At 64.2% G+C, this 14,280-nt stretch carries 14 protein-coding genes; 3 read left to right on the top strand and 11 right to left on the bottom strand.

The genetic code is table 11. From position 1 onward, the window contains the following. The first annotated feature begins 61 nt into the window (after nucleotides 1-61). Both dtd and BTO02_RS17735 read left to right on the top strand, forming a co-directional pair. Entirely contained in the window at nucleotides 62-520 is a 459-nt protein-coding gene (dtd, locus tag BTO02_RS17740) for a D-aminoacyl-tRNA deacylase (RefSeq protein ID WP_075158979.1), read from the top strand. 16 nt (nucleotides 521-536) lie between these two features. Beyond that, nucleotides 537-1,208, top strand: a complete 672-nt coding sequence (locus BTO02_RS17735; protein WP_075158130.1) for a histidine phosphatase family protein — start codon at nucleotides 537-539, stop codon at nucleotides 1,206-1,208. A 67-nt stretch (nucleotides 1,209-1,275) separates the two neighbouring features. Here the strand turns inward: BTO02_RS17735 and ruvB are convergent, their stop codons facing one another. From ruvB to BTO02_RS17695, 8 genes are all read right to left on the bottom strand, one after another. Beyond that, nucleotides 1,276-2,340: a Holliday junction branch migration DNA helicase RuvB gene (ruvB, locus tag BTO02_RS17730; protein ID WP_075158978.1), complete on the bottom strand. Its 1,065-nt coding sequence runs from the start codon at nucleotides 2,338-2,340 to the stop codon at nucleotides 1,276-1,278. A 130-nt stretch (nucleotides 2,341-2,470) separates the two neighbouring features. Continuing rightward, the gene (gene ruvA / locus BTO02_RS17725) at nucleotides 2,471-3,052 is read right to left on the bottom strand and encodes a Holliday junction branch migration protein RuvA (protein ID WP_075158129.1); all 582 of its coding nucleotides are present in this window, start codon (nucleotides 3,050-3,052) and stop codon (nucleotides 2,471-2,473) included. Nucleotides 3,053-3,236: 184 nt separating this feature from the next. Beyond that, nucleotides 3,237-3,779: a crossover junction endodeoxyribonuclease RuvC gene (gene ruvC / locus BTO02_RS17720; protein ID WP_075158128.1), complete on the bottom strand. Its 543-nt coding sequence runs from the start codon at nucleotides 3,777-3,779 to the stop codon at nucleotides 3,237-3,239. A gap of 141 nt (nucleotides 3,780-3,920) precedes the next feature. After that, nucleotides 3,921-5,486 carry a bifunctional phosphoribosylaminoimidazolecarboxamide formyltransferase/IMP cyclohydrolase gene (purH, locus tag BTO02_RS17715; RefSeq protein ID WP_075158127.1) on the bottom strand — a complete coding sequence of 522 codons (1,566 nt, stop codon included), beginning with the start codon at nucleotides 5,484-5,486 and terminating at the stop codon, nucleotides 3,921-3,923. A 45-nt stretch (nucleotides 5,487-5,531) separates the two neighbouring features. After that, complete coding sequence (locus BTO02_RS17710) at nucleotides 5,532-5,765, bottom strand: Fis family transcriptional regulator (protein ID WP_075158126.1); 234 nt, start codon at nucleotides 5,763-5,765, stop codon at nucleotides 5,532-5,534. Then, a complete protein-coding gene (gene dusB / locus BTO02_RS17705; protein WP_075158125.1) occupies nucleotides 5,762-6,826 on the bottom strand; it encodes a tRNA dihydrouridine synthase DusB in 1,065 nt (354 codons plus the stop codon). Before dusB ends, BTO02_RS17710 begins: the two co-directional genes overlap by 4 nt. A 353-nt stretch (nucleotides 6,827-7,179) precedes the next feature. After that, nucleotides 7,180-8,364, bottom strand: a complete 1,185-nt coding sequence (locus tag BTO02_RS17700) for a UbiH/UbiF/VisC/COQ6 family ubiquinone biosynthesis hydroxylase (protein WP_075158124.1) — start codon at nucleotides 8,362-8,364, stop codon at nucleotides 7,180-7,182. Further along, the gene (locus BTO02_RS17695) at nucleotides 8,361-9,857 is read right to left on the bottom strand and encodes an aminopeptidase P N-terminal domain-containing protein (RefSeq protein WP_075158123.1); all 1,497 of its coding nucleotides are present in this window, start codon (nucleotides 9,855-9,857) and stop codon (nucleotides 8,361-8,363) included. The genes BTO02_RS17700 and BTO02_RS17695 overlap by 4 nt, the downstream gene beginning before the upstream one ends. 180 nt (nucleotides 9,858-10,037) lie before the next feature. Here BTO02_RS17695 and BTO02_RS17690 point away from each other — a divergent pair, with 180 nt between their 5' ends. Further along, the gene (locus tag BTO02_RS17690; RefSeq protein ID WP_075158122.1) at nucleotides 10,038-10,649 is read left to right on the top strand and encodes a glutathione S-transferase N-terminal domain-containing protein; all 612 of its coding nucleotides are present in this window, start codon (nucleotides 10,038-10,040) and stop codon (nucleotides 10,647-10,649) included. A 69-nt stretch (nucleotides 10,650-10,718) separates the two neighbouring features. Here BTO02_RS17690 and BTO02_RS17685 read toward each other — a convergent pair whose 3' ends face one another. The 3 genes from BTO02_RS17685 to BTO02_RS17675 form a co-directional block, all read right to left on the bottom strand. Then, nucleotides 10,719-12,329, bottom strand: a complete 1,611-nt coding sequence (locus BTO02_RS17685; RefSeq protein WP_075158121.1) for an FMN-binding glutamate synthase family protein — start codon at nucleotides 12,327-12,329, stop codon at nucleotides 10,719-10,721. A gap of 89 nt (nucleotides 12,330-12,418) precedes the next feature. Then, nucleotides 12,419-13,630: a tRNA 2-thiouridine(34) synthase MnmA gene (mnmA, locus tag BTO02_RS17680; RefSeq protein ID WP_075158120.1), complete on the bottom strand. Its 1,212-nt coding sequence runs from the start codon at nucleotides 13,628-13,630 to the stop codon at nucleotides 12,419-12,421. Nucleotides 13,631-13,651: 21 nt separating this feature from the next. Then, on the bottom strand, nucleotides 13,652-14,128 hold the full coding sequence (locus BTO02_RS17675) for an NUDIX hydrolase (RefSeq protein ID WP_075158119.1): 477 nt from the start codon (nucleotides 14,126-14,128) through the stop codon (nucleotides 13,652-13,654). Between the last annotated feature and the right edge of the window lie 152 nt (nucleotides 14,129-14,280).

Raw genomic sequence — 14,280 nt, 5'->3', positions numbered from 1 at the left:
TGGAACACATGGTCGGTATCATCTCTCAAGTCGTCGCGCTTGCGCCGGCAGGGTGCGGCGCATGATTGCGCTGATCCAGCGCGTGAGAAACGCCGAGGTACGCGTCGGTGATCGCGTGACGGGCGCGATCGGCGCAGGCCTCCTTGCGCTTGTCTGTGCCGAGCGCGGCGATACCGACGCGGTCTCCGACCGTCTGCTGGCAAAAGTGCTCGGCTACCGTGTCTTCAGTGATGCCGCGGGCAAGATGAACCTGAACGTGCAGAACATCGACGGTGCTGGCCGCGCAGGCGGCTTGCTGCTGGTGTCGCAGTTCACGCTCGCGGCGGATACGAATAGTGGCCTGCGGCCGAGCTTCACGCCGGCGGCACCGCCCGACGAAGGCAAGCGCCTGTTCGACTACTTCGTTACGGCTGCGCGCGCGAAGCATCCGCTGGTCGAGACCGGCGAGTTCGGCGCGCAGATGCAGGTCTCGCTGGTGAATGACGGGCCGGTCACGTTCTGGCTGCAAGTTCGCGCATAACCGCACCGCTTATCTCATGTCCACTCAAATTCTGTTTATCCGGCACGGCGAAACGGACTGGAATCGCATCAAGCGCATACAAGGGCATATCGACATTCCGCTCGCGGCGTCCGGTATCGCACAGGCGCAGCGGCTGGCCGCGCGTTTCGCGCGCGAAGCGAAAGAAGGCGCACGCCTCGACGCGATTTATTCGAGCGACCTGCAGCGTGCGCAGCAAACCGCGCAGCCGTTCGCCAATGTACTTGGCATGTCGCTGATTCTCAACGAAGGCTTGCGCGAACGTTCGTTCGGCGCGTTTCAGGGCCACGACAGCGACGAGATCGCCGAGCGCTTTCCCGACGAATACGCGCAATGGCAAACGCGCGATCCTGGCTTTGCACCCCCTGAAGGCGAGTCGGAACGAGTGTTCTATCACCGCGTGTTGCATGCGCTCGAGCCGATCGTCGCCGCACATCCGAACGGACGCATTGCGTGTGTCGCGCATGGTGGCGTGCTCGACTGCGTGTACCGGTTTGCGAATGGCATTGCGCTCGACGCGCCACGCGACTACCCGCTGCTCAACACGAGTGTCAACGTTGTCGATTTCGACGGCGGCAAGGCGAAGGTCGTGTCATGGGCAGACGTTGCGCATCTCGACGGACCCAGCGAGGATGACAGTTTTTACAAGTCGCCGCAGGCGCGGTGTTGAAACCGTCGTCAGAACTTCAAACTACCGGCTGCATCCGTCGCCGCTAAATCGCTGCACGCGGCGTGGGCTATGCGGGATCCGAATCCCACAAGCCGCGCACGGAACTCGAAGCATCGGGCGCTGCGAGCCCAAAATGCCGGTACGTAAGCAGCGTCGCCACACGGCCGCGCGGCGTGCGTTGCAGGTAGCCTTGCTGGATCAGATAAGGTTCGAGCACGTCTTCGATGGTATCGCGCTCTTCGCCGATCGCCGCGGCGAGATTGTCGACACCGACCGGACCGCCATCGAACTTGTGCAGGATCGCCTCGAGCAGCTTGCGATCCATGAGGTCGAAGCCGACCGGATCGACGTCGAGCATGGCGAGCGCGGCGTCCGCCACCTTTGCGGTGATATTGCCGTCTGCCTTCACTTCTGCGAAATCGCGCACGCGCCGCAGCAGACGGTTTGCGATGCGCGGCGTTCCGCGCGAGCGCTTCGCGATTTCGAGCGCGCCCTCCGGATCGATCTGCGCATTCAACAGCGACGCGGAGCGCGAAACGATGCGCGCGAGTTCGGTCGCGTTATAAAACTCGAGCCGCGCGACGATACCGAAGCGATCGCGCAGCGGATTGGTCAGCATGCCTGCGCGCGTGGTCGCGCCGACCAGCGTGAACGGTTGCAGATCGAGTTTGACGCTGCGCGCGGCCGGCCCTTCGCCGATCATGATGTCGATCTGGTAGTCCTCGAGCGCCGGGTACAGGATTTCTTCGACGACCGGCGACAAGCGGTGAATTTCGTCGATAAACAGCACATCGTTCGCTTCGAGGTTGGTCAGCAGCGCGGCGAGATCGCCGGCTCGCTCGAGCACCGGTCCCGATGTCTGCCGCAGATTGACACCCATTTCGCGCGCGATGATGTGCGCGAGCGTGGTCTTGCCGAGGCCGGGCGGCCCGAACAGCAAAACGTGGTCGAGCGACTCCGAACGGCGTTTCGCAGCTTCAATAAAGATTTCGAGCTGGCCGCGCACCTTTTCCTGGCCGACGTATTCGTCGAGCTGACGCGGGCGCAGCGCGCGCTCGAACGCCTCCTCATTCGGCGACACGGGCGTGGCGGCGATGATGCGTTCGGCGGCGAGTTTGTCGGTTTCGATCATGACGGGCATTGTACCGCGCGCCGCCTGTTCACAAACCTGGCCGAATGGCCAGGGTGTGCGGGCGGCGGCAGTGTGAGATGCTTTGCTTCGTCGTCACGCGCCGCTAGCTGCGGGCGGCAATCGCCACCGGTCAGGACTTCGACAATGCCTTGAGCGCGAGCTTGATGCCTTCGGAAACACCGGTGCCTGCGGGCACGTTCTTGATGGCCGCCAACGCTTCTTTTTCGGAGTAGCCCAATGCGAGCAGAGCATTCAGGATGTCGGACGCATGATCGGAAGCGGAGACGGCGCCAGCGGCTGCACCGAGGTCGGCGCCAAGCTTGCCCTTGAGCTCGAGGAGCAGCCGCTCTGCGGTTTTCTTGCCGATGCCGGGCACGCGCGTGAGGCGCGCGGCGTCCTGCAGTGTCACGGTTTGGGCGAGTTCCTGCACGCTCATGCCGGACAGCACGGCGAGCGCCATGCGCGCGCCGATGCCACTGATCTTTAACAATTCGCGAAACGTCGCGCGTTCCTGCGCGGTGCCGAATCCATACAGCAGATGGGCGTCTTCACGCACGATCAGCTGCGTGAGCAGCACTACTTTTTCACCTGTCGAAGGCAGGTTGTAGAAGGTGCTCATCGGTACGTCGACTTCGTAGCCGACGCCGTTGCAGTCGACGAGCAAGTGCGGCGGGTTCTTTTCCAGCAGGACGCCGGCAATGCGACCGATCATGATCGATCCAATCGTGAGGGAAAGCGCGAGTGTAGCGCAGCGCGCTAGCCGGCGGCGCGGGCTGGAAGGGGGAGCCGGGTTGACGCCGTTATCCCGCCCATATCCCGCCCATATCCCGCCATCGTTCCGCCGTCCCCCTGCCGCGCACCACGGGCAACGGTCCCGGTTTGCGCGACGCGGTCCCCTAGCCGACCAGTCTTCCGCGTCGTACGCGCAAGCCTTTCTTTGCAAGTGCCGGTGCGATGCCGCCGAGCGTGTTCAGCGTGCTACCGCCGTGCGCATGGCAGATGGCCATACCGAGCGCATCGGCGGCGTCGGTGCCAGGCATGCCGGAAAGCGTCAGCAGGCGCACCACCATCTGCTGCATCTGTTCCTTTGTCGCGCGCCCGTAGCCGACCACGGCCTGTTTCAACTGCAGCGCCGTGTATTCGGCGACCGGCACGCCCCCCGCCACGAGACCGCAGATCGCCGCGCCGCGGGCCTGGCCGAGCAGCAGCGTCGATTGCGGGTTGACGTTGACGAACACCTTCTCGATGGCCGCCTGATCGGGCGCGTGCTCGCGAATCAGCGTGGAAATACCGTCGAAGATCGTACCGAGGCGGGACGGCAGATCGCCGTCGGGCGTCTTGATGACGCCGCTTGCGATGTAGCTCAACTGGTGACCGGACTGGTCGATCACGCCGAAGCCGGTCACGCGCAGGCCGGGGTCGATACCGAGAATTCTCATAACGGGAGGGCGGACTCAGTGCCTGCGATACTACAACGAATCGGATGAAAAACGGCCCGGCAGTGATGTTTTGCCGGGCCGCGCGATGAATCCGGAATGTGCCTGGTGACGTAACTCAGTGACGTAACCCAGCGACGTAGCTCAATGCCGGAAATGTCGCACGCCGGTCACCACCATCGCGATATTGTGCTCGTCCGCCGCGGCGATCACCTCGTCGTCGCGCACCGAACCGCCCGGCTGTATCACGCAGGTGGCGCCGGCCGCAACTACCACGTCGAGCCCGTCGCGGAACGGGAAGAACGCGTCCGACGCAACGGCCGAGCCGTTCAACGACAGCCCCGCATTCTGCGCCTTGATGCTCGCAATGCGCGCCGAATCCACGCGGCTCATCTGTCCGGCGCCGACGCCGAGCGTCATGCCGTTGCCGCAAAACACGATCGCATTCGACTTCACGAACTTCGCCACGCGCCACGCGAACAGCAGATCGTCCATCTCCTTGGGCGTCGGGTAGCGCTTCGTCACGACGCGCAGGTCGCGCGACTGCACATTCCTGGCATCGAGCGACTGCACGAGCACGCCGCCGCCGACGCGCTTCAGGTCGAACGCGTTATTGCCGTTGCCGAGCGCGATTTCGAGCAGCCTGACGTTCTGCTTCGCAGCGAACACCTGGCGCGCCGCGGTGCTGAACGCCGGAGCGATCAACACTTCGACGAACTGCTTCGCAACGGCTTGCGCAGTCGCTTCATCCACCTCGCGATTGAACGCGATGATGCCGCCGAACGCCGACGTCGGATCGGTCTGAAATGCCTTCGCGTATGCTTCGCCCGTATCCTCACCCACTGCCACGCCGCACGGATTCGCGTGCTTGATGATCACGCAGGCTGGCACATCGAATGTTTTTACGCATTCCCAGGCAGCGTCCGAGTCGGCGATGTTGTTATACGACAGTTCCTTGCCCTGCAATTGCGTGTAATTCGCGAGCGTGCCGGCCGGCACCGACAGATCGCGGTAGAACGCTGCGCTCTGATGCGGATTCTCGCCGTAGCGCAGGTCCTGAACCTTGTCGAACGCGAGGTTCAGCGTAGCCGGGTACGTGTTGCGCGAGCGGTGCTGCAGCTCTTCCGTGAGGCTCGTCAGGTAATTCGTGATCGCGCCGTCGTACTGTGCCGTGTGCGCGAACACCTTGGTCGCGAGACGGAAGTTCGTCTTGTAGCTGACCGTGTTGCGGTTCTCGCGCATTTCATCGAGCACTGCCACGTAATCGGCGGGATCGACGATCACGGTGACGTCGCGATGGTTTTTTGCCGCGGAGCGCAGCATGGTCGGGCCGCCGATATCGATGTTCTCGATCGCGTCTTCGAGCGAGCAGTCTTCCTTGGCCACGGTTTGCACGAACGGATACAGATTCACGACGAGCAGATCGATGGTCGGAATGCCGTGCTGCTCGAGTGCGGCCACGTGCTCGGGCAGATCGCGGCGGGCGAGAATGCCGCCGTGCACTTTCGGATGCAGCGTCTTCACGCGCCCGTCGAGCATTTCCGGAAAGCCCGTGTAATCGGCCACCTCGGTAACCGCGAGGCCCGCGTCCGCGAGCAGTTTCGCGGTGCCGCCGGTCGACAGGATCTTGACGCCGAGTTCCGACAGCGATTTCGCGAAATCGACGATGCCTGACTTGTCGGAAACGGAGATGAGCGCTTGCTTGATCATGATGAAAACGGAAAAGACCGATGAAGGCGTGGCAGGGCGCGTGCGCTACAGCAGACCGTGCTGTTGCAACTTCTTGCGCAGCGTATTGCGGTTGATGCCGAGATACTCGGCGGCCAGCGACTGATTGCCGCCAGCCTGCTCGAGTACCACCTCGAGCAGCGGTTTTTCAACGCACGAGATGACCATGTCATAGACGTCGTGCGGATTGGAGCCGTCGAGATCCTGAAAGTACATATCCAGGCTGTCGCGGACGCATTGTTCGATGTTGTGCTTGCTCATGCTGCTAATAAGTCGGATTGGTCCCGATCGCCGTTGTTATTCGTGACGTCTTCGACGTACACGAGACGATCGGAAATCGCCTTTTGCGCGTCGAAGAATTCATTGACGGCGAGCAGTTGCTCGCGCGTCGTGTCCAGCGTATTCATCCGATGGCGGAACACGTTGGCGCCGGAAAGGCCGCGAGTGTACCAGCCGATATGCTTGCGCGCAGTACGGACGCCAGTGAACTCCCCGTAAAAAGCGTAGTGATCCTCGAGATGCTCGTTCATGACCTGCTGGATTTCGTCGATACGCGGCGCCGGCAGCAGGCTGCCCGTCTGCAGGAAGTGATCGATCTCGCGGAACAGCCACGGGCGACCCTGCGCTGCGCGCCCGATCATGATGGCGTCGGCGCCGGTTGCGGCAAGCACGTCGCGCGCCTTGAGCGGCGATGAAATGTCGCCGTTCGCGACGACAGGAATGGTCACTGCCGCCTTTACCGCGGCGATCGTTTCGTATTCCGCTTCGCCGTGGTAAAGATCCGCGCGCGTGCGGCCATGCACGGTCAGCATCGAGATGCCTGCCGATTCGGCAAGACGCGCGACGGTGAGTGCGTTTTTGTTCTCGCGATTCCAGCCGGTGCGAATCTTGAGCGTGACGGGCACGGCGTCGGGACCGATGCCCACCGCATTGACGACGGCCTCGACGATGCGCTGCACGAGCGGCTCGTTCTGCAGCAGCGCGGAGCCGGCCGCAACGTTGCAAACTTTTTTCGCGGGGCAGCCCATATTGATGTCGATGATCTGCGCGCCGTTTGCGACGTTGTAGCGCGCGGCCTCGGCCATCATGTGCGGGTCGGCGCCGGCGATCTGCACGGCAATCGGTTCGACTTCGCCCGCGTGGTTGGCGCGGCGCATGGTCTTTTCGCTCTTCCACAGCTGCGCGTTCGACGCAACCATTTCCGACACGGCATAGCCCGCGCCGAGCCGCTTGCAAAGCTGGCGGAAAGGCCGGTCCGTCACGCCCGCCATGGGAGCGACGAAAAGGTTGTTGCGTAAATTGTGCGTGCCGAGAACGGGCATGAGCAAAAGAACCAGCCGCGGTGAGCCGCTTTGCCTGGCAGCGCTGCACACAAGTGCCGGCGCCGTCATACGAGCGAGTACCGCAGATCGCGAGGGGAAAGTTTCTATTTTAACGTTAACGGCCCACTACCAGTCACAGTTGAGTGCGTGATAAGCCGTTAAATCTTCTATGAAAGTGCGTTCGGTCATAGAACGGACACGCGGATGCGCGCGGCGATGAACCGACACGCGTCGTTCGTGGCGCGGCGGGCCAGCACATCAATACATCCGTGCACAAGCACGACAGTGCGATCGGCACGGGCGTGCAACGATGCTCGGCCGAACGCCATGCCCGTCTGCCTCGGGATGACAGGCTAGCGACGCTGCCCGAACATCATCTGTCGCGCAAGCGCCGTTTTCACGGGAGGCACGAACTCGAGCGCGGTCAGCGCAAGCCCGCGCAGCGCGCCAAGCGCCGGGAAGTCGAACGTGAAGAGACGCGCGAGCGTATCGGTGGCGCCGATCGTGAGCCGCCGGTCCACGGCGCGGCTGCGCGCGAACGCCGCCAGCGCGAGCGGCGAAGCGCCATGTTGCGACAGTGCGTCGGCAAGCGCGTGCGCGTCGCGCAGACCGAGGTTGAGCCCCTGTCCGGCGACCGGATGCAGCGTTTGTGCGGCGTTGCCGATCGCGACGACTCGGCCGTTCACGAGCGCGTCGACGGTATTGAGGCCGAGTGGAAATGCTGCACGTCCGCGAATCTGCGTAAAGCGGCCCATGCGCTCGCCGAATGCGGCGCCGAGCTCGCGCAGAAACGCGTCGTCGGGTAGTTGCGCCCTGCGCGCCGCTTCTTCGGGCGCGCAGCACCAGACGAGCGCATAGTCCGCACCGCGCACGCCGCCGACCGGCAGTAGCGCGATCGGCCCTTGCGATGTGAAGCGCTCCCACGCGACGTGCGGCTGCGGCGCCGATACGGTCACCGTGCCGACAAGCGCCGTCTGGCCGTAGTCGCGCGTGCCGCCGCGGCGAGGCGCCTGCTGTTCGTGGAACAGTCCGCCTTCGGCATTGACCAGCAGCCGCGTGCGCAGCGTGCGCGATACGTGGGCGGGGCCGGCGCTTTCGATGTGCAGCGTGACGCCGTCGTCTTCCTGCACGGGCGGCTGCGCGGTCGTCGATTTGAACCAGTGCACGGAGGTTGTCTGCACGACCTGCGCGAGCGCGTGCACGATCGAGCCGTAGCGCAGCACGTAACCGAGCGCCGGCAGGCCGTGCTCGGCATGGTCGATCAGTGTCCGGCCGAAATGTCCACGCTGCGAGACGTGAATGCGATGAATCGCGGTCGCCTCGGCGGGCCAGCGCAGTGGCTCGAGGATCATCCGGCTGCCTTGCGATACGGCGATCGAGCGTGGGTCGGATGCGGCATCCTCGGGCTCGCGCGCATCGATCAGCGCGATCGACAGCGCGCGCGTCGCGCTGCGTCGTGCGAGCCAGCCCGCGAGCGCAAGCCCGACCGGGCCCGCGCCGACAATCGTCACGTCGAAGTCGAACGGCGCCGCGCTCATGCCGCACCGGGCGCGGCAAGCGCAATGTCCTGAGCCGCCTGTGCGTCGCGCATCAACGCTTCGATTTCGTCGGCGTCGACCGGCACGTCGCGCGTGAGCAGCTCACAGCCGGTCGCGGTGACGACGGCGTCGTCTTCGATGCGAATCCCGATGTTCCAGTACTTTTCCGGCACGTCTTCGGCGGCGCGAACATAGAGACCGGGTTCGATCGTGAGCGTCATCGACGGCGCGAGCGTGCGCCACGGCGGCATCTTCCGGCCATCCGGCGTTGCACTCGCATCGCCGCTTTTTTTCGCATCTCTTTCCCCGTTTCTTTCACCGCTCTTTTCCCCGCTTCGTTCCCGATAATCGCCGCAATCATGCACATCCATGCCCAGCCAATGCCCGGTCCGATGCATATAAAACCGCGCATACGCGCGCTGCTCGATCACATCGTCGACCGTCGCATACCGATCGCGCCCGAGAATGCGGGTATCGAGCAGACCCTGCGCAAGCACGCGCACCGCGGCTTCATGCGGCGCATCGAAGCTGACGCCGGCGCGCGTCGCGTCGATCGCCGCCTGCTGCGCGGCGAGCACGATGTCGTACAACTCGCGCTGCGCTGCGCTGAAACGGCCGTTGGCCGGGAAGGTGCGCGTGATGTCGGATGCGTAGCCGTCGAGTTCGCATGCGGCATCGATCAGGATCAGCTCGCCGTCGCGCGCGATCGCGTTGCCGGCCGGATAGTGCAGCACGCAGGCGTTTGCGCCCGCCGCGACGATCGACCCGTACGCTGGCGCTTGTGCACCGTACTTGCGAAACGTGTACAGCAATTCGGCTTCGAGTTCGTATTCGCGCATGCCCGGCCGGCACGCGGCCATCGTGCGGCGATGCGCGAGCGCCGAAATCTGCGCGGCGCGGCGCATCACGGCAAGCTCGTGACTGTCCTTGAACAGACGCATCTCGTCGAGCACCGGCAGCAGGTCATGCACCGCGGTCGGCGCCACGACGCCGCTGCGCGACTGCGCGCGCACCGCATCGAGCCATTGACGCACCTGCGCGTCGAGCTCGGGCGATACGCCGAGGGCGTAGTGCAGCGCCGGCTTGTCCGCGATGATGCGCGGCACATGCGTGCCGAGTTCGTCGAACGCAAACGCGGCGTCGAAGCCGAACGCATCGCGCGCGCCTTCCGGCCCGTAGCGAAAGCCTTCCCACGTCTCGCGCTCGGCGTTCTTCTCGCGGCAGAACAGGATCGACGCCGGCGCATCGGGCGCCGCGCTCGCGTCGAGCACGAGCAGCGCCTCGGGTTCGGTGAAGCCGGTCAGATAGTAGAAATAGCTGTCGTGCCGGTACGGGTAGTCGGCGTCGCGGTTGCGCAGCACTTCGGGCGCGGTCGGCACGATCGCGACGCCGCCGCCCGCCGCCCGCAGCGCGGCAAGCACGCGCTCGCGCCGCTGGCGGTAGACGGCGACGGCCGCTTTCGGATCGATGGAGGATTCGGTCGGCAGGTTCATCGTGCGATTGTAGCGCCCAATAAGAAATGGCAATGTGCTGCGCCTTATGCGCCATATTGTTGCAATCCGCCCACAGGCAGCCGCGGCGCCGCTTGCAGGATCGGGCCGCAGCCCTTGAAACGCCGCCTTTCCACGTATACTTTCGGCCAATCAAGAAGACGAGAAGAGGCAGAAGAAGTGATGAAACTCATCGGTTCGCTGACGAGCCCGTTCGTGCGCAAAGCGCGGATCGTGCTCGCGGAAAAAAAGATCGACTACAAGCTGGTGCTTGAGAACCCGTGGTCCGACGAGACGACCATTCACACGTTCAACCCGATCGGCAAGGTGCCGTGCCTCGTCATGGAAGACGGCGAGGCCGTGTTCGATTCGCGCGTGATCTGCGAATACGTCGACACGCTGTCGCCGGTCGGCAAGCTGATTCCGCAACCGGGGCGCGAGCGCATCGAGGTGCGCTGCTGGGAGGCGCTCGCGGATGGCGTCATGGATGCCGCCGTGCTCGCGCGCCTCGAAGGCGTGCTGCGCACGCCGGAGCAGCGCAGCGAGAACTGGGTGGAGCGCCAGCGCCGCAAGGTCGATGAAGGCCTCGTCGCGATGTCGCAAGGCCTCGGCAGCAAGACCTGGTGCACCGGCAACCACTACACGCTGGCCGATATTTCAGTCGGCTGCGCGCTCAGCTACATCGATTTCAGAATGCCGGAGCTGAACTGGCGCGAGCTGCATCCGAATCTGGACAAGCATTACCAGAAACTGTCGCAGCGGCAGTCGTTCATCGATACGGTGCTGACCGAGTAAGCGGCGCCCTGGGTCGGCGACGCACGCCGCCTTCCGACGCTGTCCGCCGCTATTTGCGGCTTTTTGCCTTCAGGCCGCCACACTCGTCACTTCCGGCGTGAACGAATCGCTCGTCGCGACCGGCCACCATTTCTCGTACAGCGTATAGCGGTACGTGCCGTTGAGCAGGTCGTCCGGCTCGAGGTACTTGAGCAGATCGCACATCAGCCGCACCTCGTACGACGACACGCGCCGCACGATATGATGCGGCCGCAGATCCGCGGGGTGCCGCAATCCGGCGGCCTGCACGATTTCCTTTAGCGCGTGCAGCGTGTTGTGGTGATAGTTGAACACGCGATCGGACTTGTCGGAGACGATCAGCGCGCGCTGGCGCACCGGATCCTGCGTCGCGACGCCGGTAGGGCAGCGGCCCGTGTGGCACGTTTGCGCCTGAATGCAGCCGACCGCGAACATGAAGCCGCGCGCGGCATTGACCCAGTCCGCGCCGATCGCGAGCGTCTTCGCGATATCGAATGCGGTGATCATCTTGCCGCTCGCGCCGATCCGGATCTTGTGGCGCAGCCCGATGCCGACGAGCGTATTGCGCACGAGCAGCAACCCTTCCTGCAGCGGCACGCCGATATGATCGGTGAACTCGAGCGGCGCCGCGCCGGTGCCGCCTTCCGCGCCGTCGACGACGATAAAGTCCGGCAGGATGCCCGTTTCCAGCATCGCCTTCGCAATGCCGAAGAACTCCCACGGATGCCCGATGCACAGCTTGAAGCCGGTCGGCTTGCCGCCCGACAGCTTGCGGAGCCGTTCGACGAATTCGAGCAGTTCGCGCGGCGTCGAGAACTCCGAGTGCGACGCCGGCGACACGCAATCGCGGCCCATCGGCACACCGCGCGTCTCGGCGATTTCCGGCGTGATCTTCGCGGCCGGCAGCACGCCGCCGTGGCCGGGCTTTGCGCCCTGCGACAGCTTGATCTCGATCATCTTCACCTGCGGGTCGCGCGCCTGCTTCGCGAACTTGTCGGCGTTGAAAGTGCCGTCGTCGTTGCGGCAGCCGAAGTAGCCGGAGGCGATCTCCCAGATGATGTCGCCGCCGTGCTCGCGGTGATATTTCGACATCGAGCCTTCGCCGGTGTCGTGCGCGAAGCCGCCTTTCTTCGCGCCGAGATTGAGCGCGCGGATCGCGTTGGCCGACAGCGAGCCGAAGCTCATCGCCGAGACGTTGAAGATCGACATCGAATACGGCTGCTCGCGCGTCTCGCCGACCGTGATGCGGAAGTCGTGATCGTCGAGCTGCGTCGGCGCGAGCGAGTGGCTGATCCATTCGTGGCCGACCGCTTTCACATCGACTTCGGTGCCGTAAGGACGGCTGTCGGTTTCGTTTTTCGCGCGTTGATAGACGATGCTGCGTTGCACACGGGAAAACGGCTTTTCATCGGTATCGCCTTCGACGAAATACTGACGGATCTCGGGCCGGATGAACTCGAACAGGAAGCGCAAGTGCCCCCACAGCGGATAGTTGCGCAAGATGGCGTGCCGCTTTTGCGTGAGGTCCCACGCGCCGAGCGCGACGAAGAGCGCGGGCACGATCAGCCAGAACCACGAAATGAGCGACCGGCTCGCGAGCGCCGCGCAGGCAGCGCTCGCGAGCACCGCGCACCACATGGCCAGATAACGTCGAGAAAACATGGGGACTCCGTTGCTATGAATGCGCCGCGGCGGGATCGTTCGTCGCCATGCGAACGGAATCCGCCGCGGGGTGAGGGCGTGGAGCGTGGTCAGCGCGCGGCAAGCGCCGCGTCGTGCGGTGCTTGCGTGGCCGGCTGAGGCTGCGCGGTTGCCGCGTGTTCGATGATGCCGCCGCCGAGACAAATGTCGCCATCGTAGAGCACGGCGGACTGCCCCGGTGTGACGGCCCATTGCGCATCGTCGAAGTGCAGCGAGAAGTGCGCTTGATGTGAATTTCGATGCGAGTTTTGCTGCGGTTTTTCATGCGCATTTCGCGGCGAGCCTTGCGGCATATCGACGCGCGAGAACGTGCACGCCGCATCGGCTTGCCGATAGCGCGTTTTTGCACCACACGCGAAGCCTTCGGCCGGCGGTTCGCCCGCGACCCAGCTCGTATTGCCGGCGACGAGCGTTTCGCTGAGCAGCCACGGATGGTCGTGCCCTTGCGCGACATAGAGCGTGTTGGTCCGCATATCCTTGCCCGCGACGAACCACGGTTCGCCGCTGCCGTTCTTGCTGCCGCCGAGGCCGATGCCCTTGCGTTGCCCGAACGTATAGAACGCGAGGCCGATATGCTCGCCGACCAGCGTGCCGTCGGCCGTTTTCATCGGGCCCGGCTTCGTCGGCAGGTAGCGGTTCAGGAATTCCCGGAACGGCCGCTCGCCGATAAAGCAGATGCCGGTCGAGTCCTTCTTCTTCGCATTCGGCAGACCGATCTTTTCAGCGATTTCGCGTACCTTCGTTTTCGGCATGTCGCCGAGCGGAAACAGCGTTCTGGACAGTTGCGCCTGGTTCAGCCGATGCAGGAAGTACGACTGGTCCTTCGTGTGGTCCTTCGCCTTCAGCAGTTCGAAACGGCCGCCGTCCACTTCTCGCACGCGCGCGTAGTGGCCCGTCGCGATGATTTCCGCGCCGAGCGACATCGCGTGATCGAGGAACGCCTTGAACTTGATTTCCGCGTTGCACAGCACATCGGGATTCGGCGTGCGGCCCGCCGAGTATTCGCGCAGGAATTCGGCGAACACGCGATCCTTGTATTCGGCGGCAAAGTTGACCGCTTCGACGTCGATGCCGATCAGGTCCGCGACCGACACGACGTCGATCCAGTCCTGCCGCGTCGAACAGTATTCGCCGTCGTCGTCGTCTTCCCAGTTCTTCATGAACAGGCCGACCACGTCGTAGCCCTGTTCCTTCAGCAGCCACGCGGTGACCGACGAATCGACGCCACCCGACATGCCCACTACGACTTTCTGCTTGCTCATCTCTTTGTGCCTGCTGCTTCTTTATCGGGGAGGCCCGACCGAATGCGTGTGCACGAAGTCGAGCGGGAAACGCTTGCCTGCGAGGTAATCGTCGATACGCTGCATCACGAGCGGCGAGCGATGCCGTTCGGCGCACGCGCGCATTTCGTCGGCGCTCATCCACACGGTGCGGACGATATCCGGGTCGAGCGCGCGGTTGCCGGGCGTGCCGGCGGCACCGCAGAACGTGAAGCTCAGATACGTCGTGCCGTCGCTGCCGTCGCGCGCGTAATGCGTCATATAGACGCCGATCAGCGCGTGGGGCGTGAACGGATGCGCGGTTTCCTCGAGTGTCTCGCGAACGACCGCCTCGGCGAGAGTTTCGCCTGTTTCGAGGTGCCCGGCCGGCTGATTGAGGCGCAGCCCGGCGGACGTGTGTTCCTCGACGACGAGAAAGCGCCCGTCGCGTTCGACGACGGCCGCGACCGTCACATGCGGAGCCCAGGTTTCCGGTTTCATGGGCCGATATTTTACCGTCTCCGAGGTTTCGCCGCCCGCCGGGGCGTGTGGGCCTGCAAGGGCCGACGAGGGACAGCAAGGGTCAACGAAAAGCAACGAGGCGCCGTCGCGCGCCTGAGGCTTTCCCGTGCCACGCGCCGGCCGACAAATTT

Origin of the sequence: Paraburkholderia sp. SOS3 (assembly GCF_001922345.1) — a bacterium.
GTDB lineage: Bacteria > Pseudomonadota > Gammaproteobacteria > Burkholderiales > Burkholderiaceae > Paraburkholderia.
The sequence above is the reverse complement of the archived record's forward strand: the minus strand, read 5'-3'. Positions and strand labels throughout refer to the sequence as shown.